Source organism: Bradyrhizobium algeriense, assembly GCF_003062295.1.
Classification (GTDB): domain Bacteria; phylum Pseudomonadota; class Alphaproteobacteria; order Rhizobiales; family Xanthobacteraceae; genus Bradyrhizobium; species Bradyrhizobium algeriense.
On sequence record NZ_PYCN01000001.1, the window covers coordinates 83,354 to 105,613 of the forward strand.

22 protein-coding genes are annotated in these 22,260 nt (G+C 63.7%); 10 read left to right on the plus strand and 12 right to left on the minus strand.

The features are described from left to right. Window positions 1-3: 3 nt before the first annotated feature. From C7G61_RS00400 to C7G61_RS00420, 5 genes are all read right to left on the minus strand, one after another. Window positions 4-885 (minus strand): 3-hydroxybutyryl-CoA dehydrogenase, encoded by an 882-nt coding sequence (locus tag C7G61_RS00400; RefSeq protein WP_108512757.1) that lies wholly within the window; start codon window positions 883-885, stop codon window positions 4-6. Between the two features lie 290 nt (window positions 886-1,175). Continuing rightward, window positions 1,176-2,120, minus strand: a complete 945-nt coding sequence (locus C7G61_RS00405; protein ID WP_108512113.1) for an electron transfer flavoprotein subunit alpha/FixB family protein — start codon at window positions 2,118-2,120, stop codon at window positions 1,176-1,178. After that, window positions 2,120-2,869 carry an electron transfer flavoprotein subunit beta/FixA family protein gene (locus tag C7G61_RS00410; protein ID WP_108512114.1) on the minus strand — a complete coding sequence of 250 codons (750 nt, stop codon included), beginning with the start codon at window positions 2,867-2,869 and terminating at the stop codon, window positions 2,120-2,122. The genes C7G61_RS00405 and C7G61_RS00410 overlap by 1 nt, the downstream gene beginning before the upstream one ends. 116 nt (window positions 2,870-2,985) lie before the next feature. Further along, complete coding sequence (locus C7G61_RS00415) at window positions 2,986-3,558, minus strand: cob(I)yrinic acid a,c-diamide adenosyltransferase (protein WP_108512115.1); 573 nt, start codon at window positions 3,556-3,558, stop codon at window positions 2,986-2,988. A gap of 22 nt (window positions 3,559-3,580) precedes the next feature. Continuing rightward, on the minus strand, window positions 3,581-3,775 hold the full coding sequence (locus C7G61_RS00420) for a twin transmembrane helix small protein (RefSeq protein ID WP_108512116.1): 195 nt from the start codon (window positions 3,773-3,775) through the stop codon (window positions 3,581-3,583). A 191-nt stretch (window positions 3,776-3,966) separates the two neighbouring features. On the opposite strand from C7G61_RS00420, the gene C7G61_RS00425 reads away from it, so the two are divergent. Then, window positions 3,967-4,827: a YihY/virulence factor BrkB family protein gene (locus C7G61_RS00425; RefSeq protein WP_420836731.1), complete on the plus strand. Its 861-nt coding sequence runs from the start codon at window positions 3,967-3,969 to the stop codon at window positions 4,825-4,827. On the opposite strand, the gene C7G61_RS00430 is transcribed toward C7G61_RS00425, so the two are convergent. The 3 genes from C7G61_RS00430 to C7G61_RS00440 all read right to left on the minus strand — a co-directional run bounded on the left by C7G61_RS00430 (window position 4,751) and on the right by C7G61_RS00440 (window position 7,831). Beyond that, window positions 4,751-6,007 (minus strand): ATP-binding protein, encoded by a 1,257-nt coding sequence (locus C7G61_RS00430; RefSeq protein ID WP_108512118.1) that lies wholly within the window; start codon window positions 6,005-6,007, stop codon window positions 4,751-4,753. The two genes, C7G61_RS00425 and C7G61_RS00430, sit on opposite strands and share 77 nt — an antisense overlap. Window positions 6,008-6,071: 64 nt before the next feature. Next, window positions 6,072-6,974, minus strand: coding sequence for a tRNA glutamyl-Q(34) synthetase GluQRS (gluQRS, locus tag C7G61_RS00435; RefSeq protein WP_108512119.1), 903 nt, complete (start codon window positions 6,972-6,974; stop codon window positions 6,072-6,074). After that, window positions 6,974-7,831, minus strand: coding sequence for a nucleotidyltransferase domain-containing protein (locus C7G61_RS00440; protein ID WP_108512120.1), 858 nt, complete (start codon window positions 7,829-7,831; stop codon window positions 6,974-6,976). The genes gluQRS and C7G61_RS00440 overlap by 1 nt, the downstream gene beginning before the upstream one ends. 134 nt (window positions 7,832-7,965) lie before the next feature. Here C7G61_RS00440 and C7G61_RS00445 point away from each other — a divergent pair, with 134 nt between their 5' ends. After that, a complete protein-coding gene (locus tag C7G61_RS00445) occupies window positions 7,966-8,658 on the plus strand; it encodes a DNA-3-methyladenine glycosylase family protein (protein ID WP_108512121.1) in 693 nt (230 codons plus the stop codon). On the opposite strand, the gene C7G61_RS00450 is transcribed toward C7G61_RS00445, so the two are convergent. After that, the gene (locus tag C7G61_RS00450) at window positions 8,615-9,502 is read right to left on the minus strand and encodes a LysR family transcriptional regulator (protein WP_108512122.1); all 888 of its coding nucleotides are present in this window, start codon (window positions 9,500-9,502) and stop codon (window positions 8,615-8,617) included. The genes C7G61_RS00445 and C7G61_RS00450 overlap by 44 nt on opposite strands. Before the next feature lie 205 nt (window positions 9,503-9,707). Here C7G61_RS00450 and C7G61_RS00455 point away from each other — a divergent pair, with 205 nt between their 5' ends. The 5 genes from C7G61_RS00455 to C7G61_RS00475 all read left to right on the plus strand — a co-directional run bounded on the left by C7G61_RS00455 (window position 9,708) and on the right by C7G61_RS00475 (window position 16,687). Next, entirely contained in the window at window positions 9,708-10,682 is a 975-nt protein-coding gene (locus C7G61_RS00455; protein ID WP_108512123.1) for an NAD(P)H-dependent flavin oxidoreductase, read from the plus strand. A gap of 52 nt (window positions 10,683-10,734) precedes the next feature. Further along, window positions 10,735-11,922, plus strand: coding sequence for an ABC transporter substrate-binding protein (locus C7G61_RS00460; protein ID WP_108512124.1), 1,188 nt, complete (start codon window positions 10,735-10,737; stop codon window positions 11,920-11,922). A 33-nt stretch (window positions 11,923-11,955) separates the two neighbouring features. Then, the gene (locus C7G61_RS00465; protein WP_108512125.1) at window positions 11,956-13,488 is read left to right on the plus strand and encodes an acyl-CoA synthetase; all 1,533 of its coding nucleotides are present in this window, start codon (window positions 11,956-11,958) and stop codon (window positions 13,486-13,488) included. 255 nt (window positions 13,489-13,743) lie between these two features. Then, on the plus strand, window positions 13,744-14,829 hold the full coding sequence (locus C7G61_RS00470; protein ID WP_108512126.1) for a DUF2855 family protein: 1,086 nt from the start codon (window positions 13,744-13,746) through the stop codon (window positions 14,827-14,829). A gap of 97 nt (window positions 14,830-14,926) precedes the next feature. Beyond that, on the plus strand, window positions 14,927-16,687 hold the full coding sequence (locus C7G61_RS00475) for a flavin-containing monooxygenase (protein WP_108512127.1): 1,761 nt from the start codon (window positions 14,927-14,929) through the stop codon (window positions 16,685-16,687). A gap of 15 nt (window positions 16,688-16,702) precedes the next feature. Here the strand turns inward: C7G61_RS00475 and C7G61_RS00480 are convergent, their stop codons facing one another. Further along, window positions 16,703-17,119, minus strand: a complete 417-nt coding sequence (locus tag C7G61_RS00480; RefSeq protein ID WP_190241605.1) for a DUF2380 domain-containing protein — start codon at window positions 17,117-17,119, stop codon at window positions 16,703-16,705. Window positions 17,120-17,272: 153 nt separating this feature from the next. Further along, entirely contained in the window at window positions 17,273-17,695 is a 423-nt protein-coding gene (locus C7G61_RS00485) for a DUF3280 domain-containing protein (protein ID WP_190241606.1), read from the minus strand. Window positions 17,696-17,996: 301 nt separating this feature from the next. On the opposite strand from C7G61_RS00485, the gene C7G61_RS00495 reads away from it, so the two are divergent. From C7G61_RS00495 to C7G61_RS00505, 3 genes are all read left to right on the plus strand, one after another. After that, window positions 17,997-19,388: a sensor histidine kinase gene (locus C7G61_RS00495; protein ID WP_244608079.1), complete on the plus strand. Its 1,392-nt coding sequence runs from the start codon at window positions 17,997-17,999 to the stop codon at window positions 19,386-19,388. A gap of 62 nt (window positions 19,389-19,450) precedes the next feature. Further along, window positions 19,451-20,086 (plus strand): response regulator, encoded by a 636-nt coding sequence (locus C7G61_RS00500; protein ID WP_108512759.1) that lies wholly within the window; start codon window positions 19,451-19,453, stop codon window positions 20,084-20,086. A gap of 164 nt (window positions 20,087-20,250) precedes the next feature. Beyond that, the gene (locus C7G61_RS00505) at window positions 20,251-21,222 is read left to right on the plus strand and encodes a peptidyl-alpha-hydroxyglycine alpha-amidating lyase family protein (protein ID WP_108512131.1); all 972 of its coding nucleotides are present in this window, start codon (window positions 20,251-20,253) and stop codon (window positions 21,220-21,222) included. Here C7G61_RS00505 and C7G61_RS00510 read toward each other — a convergent pair. Beyond that, window positions 21,219-22,142, minus strand: coding sequence for a LysR family transcriptional regulator (locus C7G61_RS00510; RefSeq protein ID WP_108512132.1), 924 nt, complete (start codon window positions 22,140-22,142; stop codon window positions 21,219-21,221). The genes C7G61_RS00505 and C7G61_RS00510 overlap by 4 nt on opposite strands. Window positions 22,143-22,260: the final 118 nt, after the last annotated feature.

A 22,260-nucleotide genomic window follows, 5' to 3' on the forward strand; every position in this document is an offset into this window, starting at 1 on the left:
CGCCTAGCGCGTCGGGACCGGCTTGTCGCCGCGGTAGTCGTAGAAGCCGCGCTGCGTCTTGCGGCCGAGCCAGCCGGCCTCGACGTATTTCACGAGCAGCGGGCACGGCCGGTATTTCGAATCCGCCAGCCCCTCATGCAGCACCTGCATGATCGACAGGCAGGTGTCGAGACCGATGAAGTCGGCGAGTTCCAAGGGCCCCATCGGGTGATGCGCGCCGAGCTTCATGGCGGCGTCGATCGCCTCGACGTTCCCGACGCCCTCATAGAGCGTGTAGATCGCCTCGTTGATCATCGGCAGCAGGATGCGGTTGACGATGAAGGCGGGGAAATCCTCGGATACGGCAATCTGCTTACCCATCCGGGTGACAAATTCCTTCGCGGTGTCGAACGTCAAATCGTCGGTGGCGATGCCGCGGATCAGCTCGACCAGCTCCATCGCCGGCACCGGATTCATGAAATGAATGCCGATGAAGCGCTCGGGACGGTCGGTCGAGGCGGCGAGCCGCGTGATCGAGATCGACGAGGAGTTGGTGGCGACGATCGCTTCCGGTTTCAACACCGCGCAGAGCTCGTGAAAGATCTTGCGCTTGACCTCTTCCTTTTCGACTGCGGTCTCGATCACGAGGTCGCAGTCCGCCAAACCGTCCAGCGTCTCGGTGGAGGTAATCCGGCTGAGCGCCTTTTTACGCGCGTCCTCGGTGATAGTCTGCTTGGCGACCTGGCGCGACAAATGGCCATTGATGGTCGCCATCGCCGATTTCAGCCGTTCGTCGGAGACGTCGTTAAGCACCACGTCGAAGCCGGCGAGCGCCGCCACATGCGCAATCCCGTTGCCCATCTGGCCCGAGCCGATCACGCCGACCTTCTTGATTGTCACCGCCATCTTTTCATCCACCGGAACGGCACGCACATCGCGCCTGTTCATCTCTGAACCTCAGATACGATATAATCAGTATCGAGGTTTCAGTCCCCATCTTTGGCACGTTTTCTTCACGCGAAGCTTAATCCACTTCGCTCGCAACCGCTTAAGGTAAATATCTTCCGGACGTTGCGCGTCCGGCTGGAGCGGAATGAACGCTGCCTCGAATCGTCATTCCGCTCTATCTTTTTGTTTGAACATGATCTTTTCGGAAAAACCGGCTTCCCCTTTTCCGGATCACGCTCCGTCCGTCGTTACTTTCCGAGCTTACCGAGCGCTTCGGTCAGTTCAGGAACCGCCTGATAGAGGTCAGCGACCAGGCCGTAATCGGCAACCTGGAAGATCGGCGCGTCTTCATCCTTGTTGATCGCAACGATCACCTTGGAATCCTTCATGCCGGCGAGATGCTGGATCGCGCCGGAGATACCGATCGCGACATATAGTTCCGGAGCGACCACCTTGCCGGTCTGGCCGACCTGCCAGTCGTTGGGAGCATAGCCGGCATCAACCGCGGCGCGCGAGGCGCCGACGCCGGCGCCGAGCTTGTCGGCGAGCGGCTCGATATATTTGGCAAAGTTCTCGCGGCTCTGCATGGCGCGGCCACCGGAGACGATGATCTTCGCGGACGTCAGTTCCGGACGGTCGCTCTTCGCAACCTCCTCGCCGACGAAGCTGGATAGGCCCGGATCGGCCGCAGCAGCGGCGTTCTCCACCGTCGCGCTGCCGCCGTCACCGGCCGCGGCGAAAGTCGAGGTCCGCACCGTGATGACCTTCTTGGCGTCCTTGGATTTCACTGTCTGGATCGCGTTGCCGGCATAGATCGGCCGCTCGAACGTGTCAGGCGAAACCACCTTGATGATCTCCGACACCTGCATCACGTCGAGCAGCGCCGCGACGCGCGGCATCACGTTCTTGAAGCGCGAGGTGGCGGGCGCGACGAAGGCGTCGTAGGAGGGCGCCAGCGACACGATCAGCGCGGCCAGCGGCTCGGCGAGATCGTGGGCATAGGCGGCGTTATCGGCGAGCAGCACCTTCTTGACGCCGGCAAGCTTGGCCGCGGCATCGGCCGCCGCCTTGGCGTTCTCGCCGGCGACCAGCACGTGGACGTCTGCACCGAGCGCGCTGGCTGCCGTCAGCGCCTTGTTGGTGGCGTCCTTGATCGACGCGTTGTCGTGTTCAGCGATCAGTAGCGTCGTCATCAGAGAACCCCGGCTTCGGTCTTGAGTTTCGTTACCAGCTCAGCGACGTCCTTGACCTTGACGCCGCCCTTGCGGCCGGGCGGTTCCGCGGTCTTGAGCACTTCGAGATGCGGCGTGAGATCGACGCCGTAATCGGACGCGCTCTTGTCGTCGATCGGCTTCTTCTTCGCCTTCATGATGTTGGGCAGTGAGGCATAGCGCGGCTCGTTCAGCCGCAGATCGGTGGTGACGATCGCCGGCCCCTTCAGCTGCACAGTCTGCAGACCGCCGTCGACCTCGCGCGTGACCTTGAAATCGCTTCCGTCGACTTCGAGCTTGGAGGCGAAGGTCGCCTGCGACCAGCCGAGCAGCGCCGCCAGCATCTGGCCGGTCTGGTTCGAGTCGTCGTCGATCGCCTGCTTGCCGAGAATGATGAGGCCGGGCTTCTCCTGCTCGGCGATGGCCTTAAGAATCTTGGCAACCGCCAGCGGCTCCACATTGCCTTCGGCCTTGACGAGGATGCCGCGGTCGGCACCCATGGCCAGACCGGTCCGGATCGTCTCCGAGGCCTGCGCCGGGCCGATCGACACCACCACCACTTCGGTCGCCTTGCCGGCTTCCTTCAGCCGCAGCGCTTCCTCGACGGCGATTTCGTCGAACGGATTCATCGACATCTTCACGTTGGCCAGTTCCACGCCCGTTCCGTCGCTCTTGACGCGGACCTTGACGTTGAAATCGACCACCCGCTTTACCGGCACAAGAACCTTCATCGATCCTCTTTCGCTTGAATTCTGGGGTTTTATTGGCTTGGGCGCGGAACCTAATGGCCCCGCTATCGGCGGTCAACGCGCGAAAGCCAAAAATCAGCCCTTGGATAGAGGCTATCTTACCGGTTTTGGCCGGGCACCCACAACACGTCTCCGGCCCCATTATCGTTCATGTGACGGCTGGCGACGAACAGGAAATCCGACAGGCGGTTCATATACTGAATGGCAGCCTCGCTGACCGGCTCCTGAGGGTTGGCGGCGAGTTCCACCATGATCCGTTCCGCCCTGCGGCATATGGTGCGGGCGAGATGCAGGTATGCCGCAGCGGGGGTGCCGCCCGGCAGGACAAACGAGGTCAGCGGCGCGAGATGCTCGTTCAGGCTGTCGATGTCGCGCTCGAGCCGTTCGACCTGGCTTGCCAGCATCCGCAGGCGCTCCGCCTTGCCGTCGCGCTGGGGCACGGCGAGATCGGCGCCGAGATCGAACAAGTCGTTCTGGATCCGGCCCAGCATCGCATCCAGTTCGCGCGCCTCGCCGAGGTGCAGCCGCACCACGCCGATCGCCGCATTGGTCTCGTCCACGGTGCCATAGGCTGCGATGCGCAGATCGTATTTGGGGCGGCGTTCTCCGCTGCCGAGCGCCGTGGTGCCGTCATCGCCGGTCCTGGTATAGATGCGGTTAAGTACGACCATTGGCGCTTCCCTTTTTCCTGCCCTATTTGGCCATCGCCCAGACCACGACCATGGTGATGACGATGGCGATGAACTGCAGCAACACCCGAAGCCGCATCAGGTTCTGCGAGCGGCTCGGCGAGCCGCCGCGCATCATGTTGATGAGGCCGAGCAGCAGCACGATAGCCACGGCCGCAACCGCGATCGGGAGGACGATCGAACTCAGAAAGGATGCCATCGGCGCTACATAACACCGGCAAGCGCCGACTGCCACACGTTCACAATCCCTCGCACAACCCCTCGTGCAGCCGCTCGACGATCTGGCTTTTAAGCCAATAATATCAGATGCTAGCACAAATTTACGACCGGACCTTCGTAGCCAGATCGGGGTAAGATGTGAGGTTCATTCGCTTCGTCTACCTCGTCGTGATGGAGGCGTTTTATACGTTCCTTGCCGATGACGGCTGGGCGATCGCGAGCCATATCGCGCTGTCGACGTTGATGGCGCTGTTCCCGTTCCTGATCGTGCTGACGTCGCTGGCCGGCTTTTTCGGGTCCAAGGAGCTGGCCGACGGCGCGGTGGGGCTGCTGCTGCAGACCTGGCCGCAACAGGTCGCGGACGCGCTGTCGGGCGAAATCCACGACGTGCTGACCACGACGCGCGGCGACATCCTGACCGTCGGCGCGGTGCTGGCGGTCTATTTCGCCTCCAACGGCGTCGAGGCGCTGCGGGTCGCGCTGAACCGCGCCTATTCGGTGGTCGAGCCGCGGGCGTGGTACTGGCTGCGGCTGGAATCGATCGGCTACACGCTGGTCGCCGCCGTCACGTCGCTCTTGATGGCGTTCCTGATCGTGCTCGGTCCGCTGATCCTGGAGACGGCGCGCCGCCACATTCCGTTCTTCGTCGAGTCCAACGAAAGCCTGCTCAATTTCGCCCGCTACGGCATCACGATCACGGCGATGACGGCGGCGTTGTTCGTCCTGCATGCCTGGCTGCCCTGCGGCCGCCGAAGTTTTCTGCAGATCCTGCCAGGCATCGTCTTTACAATGGTGGCGTCACTGATTTCGGGCATCGTTTTCGGCCAGTATCTGGCGCGCTTCGCCAGCAACTACGTGACCATGTATGCAGGGCTTGCTTCGGTCATCATCGCGCTGGTGTTTCTGTATTTCATTTCCGCGATTTTCGTCTTCGGCGGCGAACTGAATGCGGCGATCATGAAGTCGCGGTTGCCGAAGGGGATGTCGCTTCATGCAGCGCAGTCGCGAGAGCGCGCGGAGACACAGGCTTGACTAGAAAGATGTCGGCGCCGGCGGCGCGCGATGCCGCCTCGTCCTCGCTGCGGCCGGATATGCCGATGATCGGAATGCGCCCGAGCGGCGGCTGAAGCGCGCGAATGCGCGTGATCGCTTCGATGCCGTTGATCCCCGGCAGGACCATGTCCATCAGCACCGCATCGAATGCGCCCCGCGCGATCCGCTCCGGCGCGGCCTCGCCCTGGCCGATGAACTCGGTCTGGTGACCGAGCTCGGTCAGGATCGCGTTGAGCACGACGCGGCCGAACGGATTGTCCTCGACGCTGAGCAGGCGCAACGGCCGCGGCGAACCGATCGACGCCTCGCCATCGGCGCCCGACGCCGCCGTCACCGCATCCTTTGCCGGTGACATCACGACATTGAAGGTAAAGGTGGTGCCGCCGCCACGGCGTTGCGTCACGGTGACATCGCCGCCCATGGCGCACGCCAGTTGCTTGACCGACGACAATCCGAGACCGGCGCCGCCGAAGCGCGATGCAATGGAGACATTGGCCTGCGAAAACGGCCGGAACAGGCGTTTGACCTCGCTCAGCGTCATGCCGATCCCGCTGTCGGAGACCTCGAATTGAACGGCGACCTTGCCTTTCGGGCTGCGCAGAGGCGTAACCTGGAGGGCGACACTGCCCTGGTCGGTGAATTTCACGGCATTGTCGATCAGGTTCTCCACCGCCGCGCGCAGGCGCACGGGATCGCCGATCGCAAATGCCGGCAGCTTTTCGGAAATGACGACCGACGATTGCAGGCCCTTGGCCGCCGCGCGGCCGGTCAGCGAATCACCGGCATTGCGGGCGAGCGTGCGCAGGTCGAAGAAGTCCTGCCGCACCTCGAGCCCGGGACCGCCGCTGCGCGCCGCATCGACGAACAGGGTCGCAAGGCTCGCCAGATGTTCCGCGCCCGCCTTGATGGTGTCGACCCAGCGCCGCTCGCGCTCGTTGAGTTCGGACGTCGCCAGGAGATTGCTGATTGCCAGAATGCCTGTGAGCGGCGTGCGGACCTCATGCGCGAAAGCCGCCAGCGCGGTCTCGACCATGCCAGCGCCGGTGGCGGCGGATTTGCGGGCACCGCGCATTTTTGCCGCGGCGCTGGATGCGCGCTTCTTCGCTGGCCGCTTCTTTGCTGGCCGTGTGATGCGTTGTGAGCGCCGCTTTGCCGCCATGGTCCCCCTTCCTCTGCCGCGACCAGCATGGCACGCGATAGCAGCCGATGTCACGGAGACGTTTTCAACAACCCCCAGTAGTATCACGGAAGTGGCCGGACAAACCGACGAGCCTGCGAATGTCCGCAGGCGTGGCGCCTCGCCCGCGCAATTCGCGCAACGCCGTGGCTTGCGTCGATTTCGAGAGCTTGTGTCCCGACGCATCTTCGATGAGCCGGTGATGCCGATAGGCCGGTTGCGGGATACCGAGCAGCTGCTGCAACAGCAGGTGCACACTCGTCGACCAGAACAGGTCCCTGCCCCGCACCACATCGGTAACGCCCTGCAAGGCGTCGTCGATCACGACGGACAGATGATAGCTCGTTGGCGTCTCCTTGCGCGCCAGGATGACATCGCCCCAGGCTTCGGGCTCAGCGCGCACGACGCCGGCCTCGCCGCCGGGACCTGCACCATCCTCATGCCAAGCCAGTTCTTTCGTGCGCGCGAGCGCGGCCTGCATGTCGAGCCGAAGCGCGTAAGGCGTGCCCTGCGCGATCAACTGTCGGCGGCGCTCCGGCGGCAGCGATTTGGCGGCGCCCGGATAGAGCGGCGCCCCGTCCGGATCGCGCGGCCACGGCGCGTCTGCGTCGCGTTGCGCAACCAGACGGGCGATTTCCGCGCGGCTCTCGAAGCTCGGATAGATCAGACCCAGGCCTGCCAATCTTTCGACTGCCTCCCGATAGCGCGCAAAATGCTCCGATTGCCGCCGCACCGGCGTTTCCCAGGATATCCCGAGCCATGCGAGGTCTTCGTAGATCGCCGCCTCGAATTCCGGCCGGCACCTTGTGGCGTCGATGTCCTCGATCCGCAGCAGGAACCGTCCCCCCGTGCGGCGCGCGAGGTCGAAATTGAGCAGCGCCGAATAGGCGTGACCGAGATGGAGGTAGCCGTTCGGGCTCGGGGCAAATCGGAAAACGGGTGGCGGCATCACGCAGCTCCCGGCATATCGGGGCTGCCATGGCCCTCCCGCTCCAGGCGCTCGACAACCGCCCGGTAGAATCGTCCGGCCTGCGCGACGACTTCTTCGGGTGCCCGCGCGCGACCGCTCTCAAACGACGCCCGCGCCAGTTCGAATTCCGAATCGAGAAAGCGCGCGACGACAGGCGGCAGTGGAGCAGCGCCAAGTTCGCGCGTTGCAAGCTTGCGGCGCATGAGATCGGAAACCTCCCTGCTCAACGCGGCCGGGGGATCGCATTCCGCCATCAGCGTCGGGAAGTGCATGGGCGCGATGGTTTCCAGCGGATGCATCCGCATCCAGCGCAAGGCTGCGGCCGGACGAAGCGCATAGAAGATTTTCTTCTGCGCCACGCTAGTCCCATCGCCAAAATAAACCCGTCGCTGGCGCTCTCCAAGATGAAGGTAATGGCGACCGATGGCCTCACGGGTCGCGGCATGCCGCGCGAATTCCAGAAATTCGTCCCGGAACCAGGCTTGTCCGCGATAGATCACCGGCGACAACAACCACTCGACAATCACCGCATTGCCCTTCAGCAGCAGCCGGAGCGCCTTGCCGAGATCCCATCCGTTCGCGTCCAGGTCGTCCTTGGGCGGAAACTCGATGACGTCTCGCGCTGGCCAAGGGGTGATATGCTCCGCAATACGCCGCACGTAGACGAAACGACAATCGTAGTCGCTATCGGGCGAGGAAAAGCCCCATGCACGACTTCCGCTCTCAATCGCCAGTGGCAAGAATACCCTATGCTCGTCGGCGATGCGGTCGAGCAGTGCATCGATAAGCGCGACCTTCTCGCCATCCATCTCGGGTGGGATGCTTCTCAAGCTCATCTTTCCAACTCAGGGGCGGGCTATGACCTGTCCGCCGAGGCAGAAAGATATCGACAGCCGGAAACCGCAGACGACTTTCGCAGTCTGCACAAGGCAGATTACCATGCCCGGCCATGACTAAGAAGATTCCGTAAATGACCATCCACCTCAGCAGCCAGTCCGACCTCGAAGACGCCGTCCACGCGCTGGTCAAGCAGGACGCGCGGCTGAAGCCGATTTTCGAGCTGACGGGCATGCCGGCGCTACGCCAGCGCGAACCGGGATTCGCCGGCCTCGCCGCGATCGTGTGCGGCCAGCAATTATCCACAGCCAGCGCCGGCGCGATCTGGGCGCGGCTGGCGGCCGCGTTCGATCCGTTCGACCATGATTCCATCCGCAAAGCCCGCGCCGACCGCCTCGGCCGGCTCGGGCTTTCCGCCGCCAAGATCAAGACGCTGAAGAATATCGCGCGCGAACTGGCGGCCGAACGGCTGAACCTCGACGTGCTGGCGGAAGAGGACGCCGACGCCGCGCACCACACACTGACGGCGCTGCACGGCATCGGCCCGTGGACCGCCGACGTCTACCTGCTGTTCTGCCTCGGCCATGGCGATGCCTGGCCGGCCGGCGATATCGCCATACAGGAAGCGATCAAGATCGGCCTCGGCCTGCAGACGCGCCCGAACGCCAAGCAGATGGCGCCACTGGCAGAGCCGTGGCGCCCGCTGCGCGGCGCGGCGGCGCATCTGTGGTGGAGCTATTACCGGGTGCTGAAGAAGCGCGAGGGCGTGCTGGCCGACAAGATCACCCCCGCAGCCGTACCCGATCCTCCCGCGCGGAAGCCGTGACGAAATCTATCACCGCGCGCACGGCTGGAAGTTCGACGAGATCGGGGTGCGCCAGCAGCCAGAGGTCCGCCACGCTGGCGAGCTTCTGTGGCGCGACGCGGACGAGATCTGGATAGGCGGTCGCGACAAAGCAGGACAGCGTTGATATCCCCAGACCGGCGCGCGCCGCGGCAAGCATGTCGCCTTGCGACGAGCAACGCATCACCATCGAGCCCTGCCGTGTGATCGCGTCGCTCCAGCGCGCCAGCCGCTCGTTCGACAAGCGGTCGGCAAAGCCGATCACGCTGTGTCCCTTCCATTCGTCGCGCCGTTCGGGGAGCCGCTGCCGCGCGGCGTACTCCCGCGAGGCGTAGAAGCCGGTGCCGAGGCGGCCGATCTTGCGCCCGATCAAATTCTCTTCGCCGCTGTCCACCGGGCGCAGCACGACATCGGCCTCGCGGCGGCGCACGCTGGCCGGATAGGGATGGGTGATGATCTCGAGCTGAATATGATCATGCGCGCGCAGGAACGGACCGAGCTTCGGCATCAGCCAGTGCGAAGCGAGCGTCGAACCGATCGACAGCTTGACCACGCCGCGCGCCTGCGCTCCCGTCGCCGACACCGCAGCCTCCGCACGCAGCGCCGCCGCCGCCATCGCCTCGACGTGCTCGCGAAACTTGCGGCCCTGCGCGGTCAGCGAAAGACCTTCATTGGAGCGCGCGAACAGGGGAATGCCGAGCTGGCCTTCCAGTTCGGCAATCTTGCGGCCGACCGTCGGATGGCTTGAGCGCAACCGGCGCGCGGCGGCGGCGAAGCTGCGGGTCTCGGCCACCGCGACGAAGGTCTTGCACAGCTCCCAGTCCATTGGCTCCCCCTCGCGACGCCGCAGCCGCGCTGTTCATTCCTGATTGCTCACCTGTTCAATATTGAACGACTGCAGCGTGCCGTCCAGCCCTATAATGCCGCCAACAAGCGCAGGTCAGCGGCTCCGCCCGGCCTGAAGCTCTCAAATCAACATCAATGGATGCGCTCCGGACGTAACCGGCCCTGCGCGATCAAGGAGGAACCGAATGCCGCTGCCCGCTTCGCTTGCCAATTCGCTCGAACTGCCGGTGGTCGGCTCGCCGCTGTTCATCGTGTCCGGACCGGAACTCGTGATCGCCCAGTGCAAGGCCGGCATCGTCGGCTCGTTCCCCGCCCTGAACGCCCGCCCCGTCGAAAAACTCGGCGAATGGCTGAGCCGAATCGAGAACGAGCTCGGCGAGTACAAGGCGCTGCATCCGGAGAAGAAGGTCGCGCCTTACGCGGTCAACCAGATCTGCCACGCCTCGAACGACCGGCTGATGAAGGACATGGAGACCTGCGTAAAGCACAAGGTTCCGATCATCATCACCTCGCTGCGGCCGCCGATCGAAATCGTCCACGCCGCGCATTCCTATGGCGGCGTGGTTTTCCATGACGTGATCAACGTCAAGCATGCGCGAAAAGCCGCCGAGCATGGCGTCGACGGTCTCATTCTGGTCTGCGCCGGCGCCGGCGGCCATGCCGGCACGCTGTCGCCGTTCGCGCTGCTGCGCGAGGTGAAGCAATGGTTCAAGGGCACCGTCCTGCTGTCGGGCGCGATCTCCGACGGCTGGGGTATTGCGTCCGCGCTCGCGCTCGGCGCCGACATGGCCTACATGGGCACGCGCTTCATCGCGACCGCGGAAGCCAACGCCGATCCGGCCTACAAGGCCGCGCTGGTCGAGCACGCGGCACACGACATCGTCTACTCCAACCTGTTCACCGGCGTGCACGGCAATTATCTCGGGCCCTCGATCGTGGCCGCGGGGCTTGATCCCGACAATCTGCCGCTCGGCGACAAGTCGAAGATGAATTTCGGTTCCGGCGGCAACACCAAGGCCAAGGCGTGGCGCGACATCTGGGGCTCCGGCCAGGGCATCGGCCAGATCGCGGATGCGCCGCCGGTTGCCGAACTGGTGGAGCGACTGAAGGCTGAATTCACTGATGCTAGTGGCGACTTCCTCAAGCGAGCGCGTGCGTAAGACACGCCGGCACAACGAATAGCCAAACAAACAAAACAGAGGGACGGAAACAATGAGAGTGTCGCGACCTTTATTGACGATCGCATTCGCGCTGTTGGCAAATGCTGCCGCTCTCGCCGAGGGCGACAAGGACGAAATCCGCATCGGCCAGACGCTGCCCTACAGCGGCCCGGCCTCCGGCTTCGGCATCATCGGCCGGGCGCAGGAGGCCTACTTCGAGAAGATCAACGCCGAAGGCGGGATCAATGGCCGCAAGATCAAGTTCATCAGCCTCGACGACGCCTACTCGCCACCCAAGACGGTCGAGCAGACACGAAAACTCGTCGAGCAGGAGGAAGTACTGCTGATGTTCGGTTCGCTCGGGACCGCCACCAACAATGCGGTGCATCGCTACCTCAATGGCAAGAAGGTGCCACAACTATTCGTGCTGAGCGGCGCGACCAAGTGGGCCGACCCGAAGAGTTTCCGCTGGACCATGCCGGGAATGGCGACCTACCAGTCCGAGGGCGTCGTCTATGCCAAGCATATCCTGCGAACCAAGCCTGACGCCAAGATCGCCATCCTTTCGCAGAACGACGATTTCGGCCGCGACTACGTCGCTGGCTTCAAGCGCGGCCTGGGCGACAAGGCGGCGACCATGATCGTGTCGGAAGCAACCTACGAGACCAGCGCGCCGACGATCAGTTCGCAGCTTGCGACGCTGAAGGCCTCCGGCGCCAACGTGATGTTCGGTGTCGTGCTCGGCAAGTTCACCTCGCAGATGATCAAGGGCGTTGCCGAGATCAACTGGAAGCCGGACCTGTTCTTCGTGCCGACCTCGGCGTCATCGATTTCGTTCCTGGAACCCGCCGGCCTCGATAACGCCGTCGGCCTGATCTCGTCCAGCAACGTAAAGGACACGCTGGACGCGCAATGGGCCAATGACCCCGGCGTGAAGGAATATTTCGCCTTCATGAAGCAGTATCTGCCGAATGCGGATTTGACCAATTCGAACTACGCTGCCGGCTACCATTATGCCAATCTCATGGTGAAGGTGCTGATGGCCTGCAAGGGCGATCTGAGCCGCGAGAACATCATGAAGCAGGCGGCGTCGCTGCGCGAGGTGCAACTGCCGCTGCTGTTGCCCGGCATCACAGTATCGACCGATGCCGACGACTATCTGCCATTCCAGCAATTGAGGCTGCGTCGCTTCGACGGCAAAAGCTGGATCGGCTTCGACGACATTCTGGATGACGGCTAGGCCCGAGGGCCTCGATCGGCCAAGGAGGATAATTTGACATCGATCATCAGCGGCGAACGCCAAATCAGCTATCCCGAGATCCACGCCCGCATCGCGCGGGCGGCCGCCGGCTTCAGGGCGTTCGGCGTCGGCGGCGGCGTTCCCGTCGGCATGATGCTGCGTAATGACTTCGCGTTCTTCGAAGTCTCGGTCGGGGCGGCGGCGCTGGGCAGCCCGGTGGTGCCGATCAACTGGCATCTGAAGGCCGAGGAAGTCGCCTACATCCTGGCCGACAGCGGCGCCAAAATCCTGGTCTGCCACGCCGACCTGCTGCCGCAGATCAGGGACGGCCTGCCCGGCGATATCAAGCTGCTGGTAGTAACCACGCCGCCGGAAATCGCCGCCGCGTTCAATGTTGCGCCTTCGCTGACGCAAGTCCCCGACGGCATAACCGACTGGGACCGCTGGCGCGACACGCATACACCGTTGCAGGAAGCTCCGATCGGCAGCGCGCCGATGTTCTATACGTCGGGCACGACCGGCCTGCCCAAGGGCGTGCGCCGCAAGCCGATGAAGCCAGAACAGGTTGCGGCCTCGGCACGGGTCGGCGGCATCGCCTATGGCGTGAAGCCGAACGAAGATCAGGTCATTCTGATGAACGGCCCGATGTATCATTCGGCGCCGAACTCCTACGGCATGCTGGCGTTCCGCAGTGCTTGCAAAATCGTGCTCGAACCGCGCTTCGATCCCGAGGACATGCTGCAGCTGATCGAACGTCATCGCGTCACCCACATGCACATGGTGCCCACGATGTTCGTGCGCCTGTTGCGGCTGCCGGATGACGTCAAGCGGCGTTACGATCTGTCGTCGCTGCGCTTCATCGTTCACGGCGCGGCGCCCTGCCCGCCGCAGGTCAAGCGCGCCATGATCGAATGGTGGGGTCCGGTCATCAACGAATATTTCGGCTCGACCGAAACCGGCATTCCGGTGTGGCACTCGGCCGAGGAGGCGCTGGTAAAACCCGGCACCGTCGGACGGGCCATCGAAGGCGGCGTCGTCAAAATCTTCCGCCCGGACGGCGAATTGTGCGGCGTCAATGAGCCCGGCGAGATCTTCATGCGGCAAATGTCCGTTCCGGATTTCGACTACCACGGCAAGGCCGAGGCGCGCACTGAGGCTGGCCGCGACGGCCTCGTCAGCGTCGGCGATGTCGGCTACCTCGACGAGGACGGCTATCTGTTCCTGTGCGACCGCAAGCGCGACATGGTGATCTCGGGCGGCGTCAACATCTATCCGGCGGAGATCGAGAACGCGCTGATCGGCATGGACGGCGTGCGCGACTGCGCAGTGTTCGGCGTGCCCGACGACGAATTCGGCGAGCGGCTGTTCGCCTGCATCGAGCCGGAAGCGAATACCGCATTGTCGCCCGCCACGGTGCAGGAGTTCTTGCGCGGACGTCTTGCGAACTTCAAGGTGCCGAAGGACATCCAGTTCATGGATGCGATGCCCCGCGAAGCCACCGGCAAGATTTTCAAGCGCAAGCTGCGTGATCTGTATACCGAGGGCCGACTGCGCGCGATGGCGTGAAGGGATACGTTCCGCACCTCCGCGTCATTGCGAGCGAAGCGAGGCAATCCATGGCGTCACACGCGGAGGCATGGATTGCTTCGTCGCTGCGCTCCCTTGCGCAAACGCTTCGCGTTTGTCGCAGGCAATGACGGAGCCGGCGATTGCGGCATTCCTGCATGAAAACCGAACAGCGTTTTAAACGTAATTGCTGTTGCAAAAGGGTCATCGGACGGCGCAAAGATCGCTGCATGTGAAGATGCAGGGATCGAAACAATGAAAGCCACCGACTTCATCGTTGCCCGCAACGATCTGCAGCAATGCAAGGTAATCGAGACGCACCTGCCTGACGCGGCCGCGCTGCCTGATGAGGCGCTGCTGGTGAAGGTCACGCGCTTTGCCTTCACCGCCAACAACATCACCTATGCGGTGATGGGCGATGTGTTGAAATACTGGCAGCTGTTTCCGGCCCCCGAAGGTTTCGGCAACGTTCCGGTATGGGGATTTGGCGAGGTGATCGCGTCAAAACATCCCGGCGTCGCCACAGGCGAAACCCTGTTCGGCTATTTCCCGATGTCGACGCATCTCGTGATCGAGGCTGCCGACGTCACCAAGCGCGGCCTGCGCGATGGCGCCGCGCACCGGCAAGGCGTGGCGCCGGTCTACAACGCCTATGCGCGCGTTAGCGGCGATCCGGCGTTTACCGGCAAGCAGGGCGACTATCAGGCGCTGTTGCGGCCTTTATTCATGCTGTCGTTCCTGGTCGACGACTTTCTCGCCGAGAATGAATTCTATGGCGCAAAGCGCGTGATGCTCTCCTCGGCCTCCAGCAAGACCGCCTATGGCCTTGCGCATCTTGTGCACGCGAGAGGCATCAAGGTGATCGGCCTGACTTCGGCCGGCAATAGCGAGTTCGTCAAATCGCTCGGCTGCTACGACGACGTTGTGACCTATGACCGCGTGAACTCGATGGCGGCGGACCTGCCCGTGGCGTATGTCGACATGGCGGGCAACAGCTCCTTGCGCGAACAACTGCACCGGCATTTCGGCGAGCAGATGAAATACTCCGGCCGGGTCGGGCTAACCCATCGCAGCACGGCGGCCGACGAGCCGGAATTGCCGGGCGCGAAGCCGAGTTGGTTCTTCGCGCCGGACCAGATCCGCAAGCGGGCCAAGGAATGGGGACCGGGCGGCGTCGACATGCGGTTTGGCGCCGCATGGTCAGGCTTCGTCCCGAGGCTGGATCAGTGGGTGAAAGTGAGCGAGAGCCATGGGCCTGCAGCCGTTCAACGCGCCTATCTTGATACCCTCAACGGCCGCGTGCCGCCGGATCAGGGGCTTATCCTCTCTCTAACGGAATAGGCGGCATCTCCTCACGCCCTTTCTGCGCTGTCCCGAATAGGTATAGGCTTCGCAGACAGGGAAACGCCGCACAGACGGCTGGTGATGGGAAACGCCCATGCTCGACAGGACGGACGACAGTTCGGTTGCCGCCGACAATTGGCTTGCGCAGTTCGAGGAAGCGCTGGCGAAGCCGGACGACGCGCTGCTGAAGTCACTGTTCCATCCCGACAGCTATTGGCGCGATGTGCTGGCGCTGAGCTGGAACATCCAGACGCTGAACGGCAGAGAGGCCATCCTGAAGGCGCTGCCGCCACTGGCCCGCAGCGCTGAGCCGAGCGGCTTCGCCATTGCGCCCGGTCGCGCCGCACCGCGCAAGGTGATGCGCGCCGGCACCAACGCGATCGAGGCCATCTTCAAATTCGAAACCAGGGTCGGGCGCGGCAGCGGCATCATCCGCCTGATCCCCGATGCGGACGATGGCAACCGTTTGAAGGCCTGGACGCTCTTGACCGAGCTTGGCGAACTCAAAGGCTTTGAGGAACAGCTCGGCGGCAATCGCCCGCGCGGCAACGCCTATTCACGGGACTTTCGCGGGCCTAACTGGCTCGACCTGCGCAAGGCCTCCGCCGAATATGCCGACCACGATCCGACGGTGCTCGTGATCGGCGGCGGACAATCCGGTCTTTCCATTGCCGCGCGGCTGAAGCAGTTGAACGTCGATACGCTGATCGTCGATCGCGAAAAACGCATCGGCGACAACTGGCGCAAGCGCTACCATGCGCTGACGCTGCATAATCAAGTGCAGGTCAACCACCTGCCTTACCTGCATTTCCCGCCGAACTGGCCGACTTACATCCCCAAGGACAAGCTCGCCAACTGGTTCGAGGCCTATGTCGAGGCCATGGAGCTGAACTTCTGGACCGAGACCGAGTTCGAGGGCGGCAGCTACGATGAGCAGCAAGGCCGCTGGACGGTGACGCTGCGCCGTGCCGACGGCGCCAAGCGCACCATGCATCCGCGCCATGTCGTGCTCGCGACCGGCGTCAGCGGCATTCCGAGCGTGCCTGAGATTGCCGGGCTGAAGGATTTTGCCGGCAAGGTGATGCATTCCAGCCAGTATGACGACGGCGAGAACTGGAAGGGCAAGCGCGCCATCGTGATCGGCACCGGCAACAGCGGCCACGACATCGCGCAGGACCTGCATTCGAGCGGCGCAAAAGTCACGCTGTTCCAGCGCTCTTCCACGCTGATCGTCAGCATCGAGCCGTCGGCGCAACTGGTCTACGCGCCCTACAACGAAGGTGCGCTCGAGGATAATGACCTGATCACCGTCTCGATGCCGCTCAAGCTGGCGCGCAGGAGTCACGCGATGACTGCAGAAAAATCCAAGGCGCTCGACAAGGAATTGCTCGAAGGCCTGGAGCGCGTCGGCTTCAAGCTCGATTTCGGCGAAGACAATACCGGCTGGCAGTTCAAATATCTCACGCGCGGCGGCGGCTATTATTTCAACGTCGGCTGCTCCGACCTGATCGTGAAGGGCGATATCGCGCTCAGGCAATTCGCCGATCTCGACACGTTCACGGCTGCCGGTGCCAGAATGAAGGGCGGCGAGACCGTTGCCGCCGACCTGGTCGTGCTGGCGACCGGCTACAAGCGGCAGGAAGAGCTGGTGCGAAAGCTGTTCGGCGAGGCGGTCGAAAAACGCGTCGGCACGATCTGGGGATTCGGCGAGGAACAGGAGCTGCGCAACATGTATACGCGCACCGGCCAGCCCGGCCTCTGGCTGATCGCCGGCGGCCTGGCGCAATGCCGCATCGGCTCAAAACATTTAGCGCTGCAGATCAAGGCGATCGAGGAGGGGCTGCTGCATCGCTGACGCCAGCGCTGCCGTTCACCATTCGCCGTGATCGAGGATTTGCCGGGCAAGGAAGGATTCCGCCCGGCGCCAGGCCTCGTCGTTGTCGCCGCGGAAGCTGATATAGCGATAAAACACGACTTTCCGCCCTTTCACGTCGATGACGTCGAATTTCGCCTGCTGTATCAGCGTGCTCATCTTGTGAAAGCGGCCAATCAATAGATGGGTGGCGCCGGCCTCCTTCGCCTTGCCCAGCAGCTGAGCGTCATGGATGTCGCCCACCGAGCAGGCGTTTGGCGGACATTCAAGCGCTGCATTCGCTATCTTTCCGCTCGCTACCAGATCGCTGCGCAACGCGGCTTCGAATTCACGCAGCCGCCGGCGATGGTCGGCGCTTTGATCGATCACCTCACCCGAGGTGTCGACATAGTGGATTTCGGCGACGGCGAACACGAGCGTCGGCGCCTGCGCCAGACCTTGCCGGACAGAACAGGCGCAGACAACTGCGGCGGCGGTCAAAGCGAGGCTCAACATCCGCAGTTTCATCAGATTTTCCATCGCAAATGGTTCCTTTGCATTGCATAACTTGCGTGTCGTTCTGGCAAACTATTTCGCCTGCTCCAGCAGACGGTTCTCGATCAGCCACCGCGCCCCGCGGCTCCAGGCCACGTTGGCGCCCATGCGCAGGTCGGTCTGCGCGACGGCGACGATCGCCCCGGATCTGGCGTCGCGAACCTTGTAGGTGACCGCGTACTCCATTCGGGTGATGCGCGTGACGATCCCGATCATTGATTGATCTGCGTCGAGGCCGGCGGCGATCCTGGCGTCGCAGCCGTCGCAATCCCGCAACTTGCCCGCCTTCGCCGCCTGGTCGTTCACAGTGCCGACGTCGACCAGCTGGTAGCGCCCGGATGCCGCGATCAGCCGACGGGCTTCCTCCGTCGACAGCCGCAATTGCTCGCGGTCGATGTCATCAGGGGCGGCGTAGGCGGCCCCGGCGCTGAAATCCTCCAGTTCAAACGGAAACACCGCAATTTTGATCGGAGACGGCGCGACCGCCTCAGCGGCTCCAGCCGTCGATAGCGCTGCAAGTACGATGGCCGGAGCAAGGATAAGGGCGATGGAGCACATGGATCACCTCGGAACTGTTAACCCGGAACTGCCTTGCTCGTTGCGATATCGCCCGATCTGCTGCCCTGCCGAAACGGCAGCTCTCCCTGGATCGACCGGGTGAAATACCCGATCTTGTCCTGCCCCTCCTGCCCCACTTTCTTCCCGGCGAGATTTGCCTCACTATTGAAGCCGATGGGAAAAAGCTTGAGGAGGAAGCTTGCGACAGGCATCCAACTCCGTGGCGAGCCGCCCGCCCGCCATCGATCTGAAGCTGCGGCTGGCATTGCGCGTCGCAGCACTCGCGGCGGTTTGCTTCATCGCGGTCGCGGCCTACGCCTTGTTTGACAGCGACCGTGCCGCGAAGGCCAAAGCAAGCCGTATCGCCGAGATCGTGGCCCGGGATATCTCGTTGCAGCAATCGCGGGCGCAATGGGTCTCGGTGTCCATCAACTCGACGCCGGATTTGCAGGGAATCGCGGCGTTGATGGAGCCGGGGCTCTGCATCGCCTACCGCGACAACGCCGGCGCGTTTCGGCAAGGCGTCTGCAGCGGAGCGCCCGCCGACGAAATGGCCGCACCCGAAATCTTCGCGTCGCTCTATCGCGCCATCTTTCGTCCGGGTGAACCGGTCTCGATGCCGGTCGTCGTGGCGGGCAGTGCCCGGGGCACGGCCGTCGCAACCTTCGACCCCGCCACGCAGATCGGCCAGAGCTGGCGCGAGGCGAGCCGGCTGCTCTCCATCATGGCTTTCGCGCTGGCTGGGCTTTGCATTGCGGTCTATGCCACGCTGGCGCGCGCGCTGCGACCGACGCGGGCCATTGGCGCCGGGCTGAACCAGTTGGCGGCGAACGACCTTTCCGCGCGCCTGCCCCGCTTCGATCTCGCGGAATTGTCAGTCATCTCCGGCGTATTCAATACGCTTGCAGAACGGCTGCAGACCACCCTCGCCGAACGCAACGCCCTGACGCGAAAGCTGATCGAAGTGCAGGACGAGGAGCGGCGCCATCTTGCACGCGAGCTGCACGACGAGTTCGGCCAGTCGCTTTCCGCCATCGCGGCGCAGGCCGCCGCCGCCGCCCACACAGCGGAGCGCGAATGCCCGCCGCTCCACGAGGAATGCCGGGGCATCTCGCGCACGACCGCGCATATGATGGAAACCCTGCGCGGGGCGCTGGTGCGCCTGCGTCCGCCCGATGTCGAAGAACTCGGCCTCACAATCAGCCTCGAAAGCCTGGTTGCGAGCTGGAACGGTTTTGAGAAGGGCCGCACCCGCTTTGAGATTGCCGTCATTGGCGAGGCCGACAATTTGCCGCCCGGTGTCAGCGCCAGTCTTTACCGGATCGCGCAGGAGGCGATCACCAATGCGGCAAAGCACGCGCACGCCAGGCACGTGCAATTGCGCCTCGACGCCGGAGATGCCGACATCGTCCTGACCGTCGAGGACGACGGCGAAGCTGATGGCGCCAGCCTCGCGCCGAAAGCCGGCATGGGATTGCTCGGTATGCAGGAGCGCGTGGTTTCGCTCGGAGGGACGTTGCAATTCGAGCGGCGCGAGGCGGGCGGCGCCCGGCTTGTCGCGCGCATTCCCACCATGCGGGCGGAGCCTTAGCCATGGCAGCCTCAGACTTGGCAGCCTCAGACTTGGCGGACACCGCAGGCCGCACGCGCGTGATGCTGGCGGATGACCATGCAATCGTGCGCGAGGGCTATCGCTCGCTGTTGCAGAAGCAGGATCGCCTTCAAGTCGTCGCCGAAGCCGACAACGGGGCCGACGCCTATCGCGTCTACAAGGAAGCCAGGCCCGACCTCGTCATCATGGACCTGTCGATGCCCGGAATTGGCGGGGTCGAGGCCATCAGGCGCATCCGGCAATGGGACAAGTCCGCGCGCATCCTCGTCTTCACGATGCACCAGAGCGCCGCCTATGCGGTGCAGGCGATCAAGGCCGGCGCACGCGGCTTTGTCACCAAAAGCAATCCGCCCGAGGCGCTGCTGCGCGCGATCACCGAGGTCATGGCCGGGCGCATCGCACTCAGCCCCGACATCGACCACGAACTCGCCATCAACAGCCTCGCCGGCGAGCCTTCGGCGATCGACGCACTGAGCCCGCGCGAATTCGAAATCCTGCGCATGCTGCTGGCGGAGAAATCCGTGGACGAGATCGCAACCACGCTGCATATCAGCGTCAAGACCGCGGCCAACACCCGCTACCAGATCCGCGCCAAGCTCGGCGTCGGCTCCGACATCGAACTGGTACGCCTGGCGCTTCGCCAGCGGATCATCGCGGCGGAGGATATGGGGAGTTAGACTGGACAGGCTTCGACGCAAACCCGAAACGCGATCCGCGATGCATCTCGATACTCGCAAGAGGCCACCATCGGCGGGCTGCGGCCATGCGCAAAAGCCCCTCGCGATCCGAACCGGCGTCTGCGACACTCGCATCAACGATGCAACATTGGGGAGGAGCGAAGATGCCGGCTATTCTCGGCTCGGGCGAGCACCGTTATCGCGTGGTGGAAAACTGGGCCAAGCTGCCTGACGGCTGGAGCCTGACCGACGCCGCCTCCGTCGCGGTCGACAGCAAGGACCGCATCTACGTCTTCAACCGCGGCGACCATCCGATGGTGGTGCTGGACCGCGAAGGGAATTTCCTCAGGAGCTGGGGCGAAGGGCTGTTCAACCGCGCCCACGGCCTGCACATCGACGCCGAGGACAATCTCTATTGCACCGATGACGGCGACCATACCGTGCGCAAGTGCACGACCGACGGCAAGGTGCTGCTGACGATCGGCATCCCAAACAAGCCCGCGCCGTTCATGAGCGGCGAGCCGTTCCACCGCTGCACCCATACGGCGCTGTCGCCGAGGGGCGAGATCTATGTCTCGGATGGCTACGGCAATGCCTGCGTCCATAAATATTCGCCGGATGGAAAGCTGCTGAAAACCTGGGGCGAGCCCGGCACCGATCCCGGCCAGTTCAACATCGTCCATAACATCGCGACCGATGCCGACGGCTGGGTCTATGTCGCCGACCGCGAGAACCATCGCGTCCAGGTGTTCGACGGCAACGGCAAATACGAGACGCAGTGGAACAATTTGCACCGGCCCTGCGCGCTGTGTCGTTGCGGCGGCGGCAAGCAGCCGAATTTCATCATCGGCGAGCTCGGCCCCGGCCTGGCCGTGAACCGCAAGGTGCCCAATCTCGGCCCGCGGCTATCCATCGTGGATTCACAGGGCAAGCGGATCGCCCGGCTCGGCGGCGAGAACGGCCCGGGGCTGGAGGCCGGCAAATTCCTCGCGCCGCACGGCATCGCGATGGATTCCAGGGGCGACATCTATGTCGGCGAAGTCGGCGTCACCGACTGGAAGACCAGCTTTCCGGACACGCCGATGCCGCCGGAGGTTCGGGTGAGCCGCTGCCTGCAGAAGCTGGAGAAGATCTAGCCGGCAGGGCGGGATCGGCCCTGCCCCTCGAACAGATTGTGCTCACGGGCAAGGCCCTCTCCAACGACATCGAAGAACGCTCGCACCCGCGCGGTCCGCTTCAGGTCGGCGTGGGTCACGATCCATAGTTCGCCAACCAAATCCGGCACCGGACCAGGCAGCGCGCGGACGAGGTCGGAATCTTCGTCGCCGAGATAGCAGGGAAGCAGCGCGAGACCGATGCCGGCTTTCGCGGCGGTGAACTGATTGACGAGGCTGTTGGTCCGGTAGACGAAGGCGTCGTCCGGCGCCATGCGATTCAGCCAATCGGCAGCCATGATGCCAACAGCCGTTTCTTCCCATCCGATCAGGGCGTGACGGCGGAGATCGTCCGCGGAAGAAATGACCCCGCCGCTCTCTTCGAGATAGGCCACAGCGCCATAGATCGTCCATGCGACATCGGCGAGCTTGCGGCCCCAGAGATCGCCCTCCTTCGGCCGCATCGGGCGAAGGGCGATATCCGCCTCCCGTCGCGAGAGGTTGAGGACGCGGTTGTCGACCACGAGCTCGACGATGATGCCGGGATGGGTCTGCCGGAACGTTGCGAGATGGCTGGTCAGCTTTCGATAGGCCAGCGTTTCCGAGGAGGTGACGCGCAAGCGGCCGGAGAGGCGGCGGTCGCGGCCGGCAATGTCGCGGTCGATGGCGAGCGCTTCATCTTCCATCCGCTCGGCGGCTGCCGCCATCCGCTCGCCCGCCGGCGTCGCCTGGTAAGCGCCGCCGGGAAGCCGTTCGAACAGGCGAACACCGAGCCGCGTTTCCAGGGCATTCAGACGCCGGAACGCGGTCGAATGGTCGATATCAAGCGCTTTGGCGGCGCCGGTGAGGCTGCTTGCCCGATGCACCGCCAATACGAGTTGGGGCTCGTTCCAGTCCTCCATGGCTGCAGAGCTAGGAGTTCCTTGCAGTTTCACAAGCCGCGCTGGCGTATCTCCAACGTGCTTTCCGCTCCGCCAGACGTTACTTCCAGCTTTGCAGCGAAGCATGAGGCCGCTGCCT

Bases quoted from the DNA above. Each gene is read 5' to 3' on its own strand.
- C7G61_RS00400 (WP_108512757.1), bottom strand. From the start codon at position 885: ATGGCGGTGACAATCAAGAAGGTCGGCGTGATCGGCTCGGGCCAGATG.
- C7G61_RS00405 (WP_108512113.1), bottom strand. From the start codon at position 2,120: ATGACGACGCTACTGATCGCTGAACACGACAACGCGTCGATCAAGGAC.
- C7G61_RS00410 (WP_108512114.1), bottom strand. From the start codon at position 2,869: ATGAAGGTTCTTGTGCCGGTAAAGCGGGTGGTCGATTTCAACGTCAAG.
- C7G61_RS00415 (WP_108512115.1), bottom strand. From the start codon at position 3,558: ATGGTCGTACTTAACCGCATCTATACCAGGACCGGCGATGACGGCACC.
- C7G61_RS00420 (WP_108512116.1), bottom strand. From the start codon at position 3,775: ATGGCATCCTTTCTGAGTTCGATCGTCCTCCCGATCGCGGTTGCGGCC.
- C7G61_RS00425 (WP_420836731.1), top strand. From the start codon at position 3,967: ATGGAGGCGTTTTATACGTTCCTTGCCGATGACGGCTGGGCGATCGCG.
- C7G61_RS00430 (WP_108512118.1), bottom strand. From the start codon at position 6,007: ATGGCGGCAAAGCGGCGCTCACAACGCATCACACGGCCAGCAAAGAAG.
- gluQRS (WP_108512119.1), bottom strand. From the start codon at position 6,974: ATGCCGCCACCCGTTTTCCGATTTGCCCCGAGCCCGAACGGCTACCTC.
- C7G61_RS00440 (WP_108512120.1), bottom strand. From the start codon at position 7,831: ATGAGCTTGAGAAGCATCCCACCCGAGATGGATGGCGAGAAGGTCGCG.
- C7G61_RS00445 (WP_108512121.1), top strand. From the start codon at position 7,966: ATGACCATCCACCTCAGCAGCCAGTCCGACCTCGAAGACGCCGTCCAC.
- C7G61_RS00450 (WP_108512122.1), bottom strand. From the start codon at position 9,502: ATGGACTGGGAGCTGTGCAAGACCTTCGTCGCGGTGGCCGAGACCCGC.
- C7G61_RS00455 (WP_108512123.1), top strand. From the start codon at position 9,708: ATGCCGCTGCCCGCTTCGCTTGCCAATTCGCTCGAACTGCCGGTGGTC.
- C7G61_RS00460 (WP_108512124.1), top strand. From the start codon at position 10,735: ATGAGAGTGTCGCGACCTTTATTGACGATCGCATTCGCGCTGTTGGCA.
- C7G61_RS00470 (WP_108512126.1), top strand. From the start codon at position 13,744: ATGAAAGCCACCGACTTCATCGTTGCCCGCAACGATCTGCAGCAATGC.
- C7G61_RS00475 (WP_108512127.1), top strand. From the start codon at position 14,927: ATGCTCGACAGGACGGACGACAGTTCGGTTGCCGCCGACAATTGGCTT.
- C7G61_RS00500 (WP_108512759.1), top strand. From the start codon at position 19,451: ATGCTGGCGGATGACCATGCAATCGTGCGCGAGGGCTATCGCTCGCTG.
- C7G61_RS00505 (WP_108512131.1), top strand. From the start codon at position 20,251: ATGCCGGCTATTCTCGGCTCGGGCGAGCACCGTTATCGCGTGGTGGAA.
- C7G61_RS00510 (WP_108512132.1), bottom strand. From the start codon at position 22,142: ATGGAGGACTGGAACGAGCCCCAACTCGTATTGGCGGTGCATCGGGCA.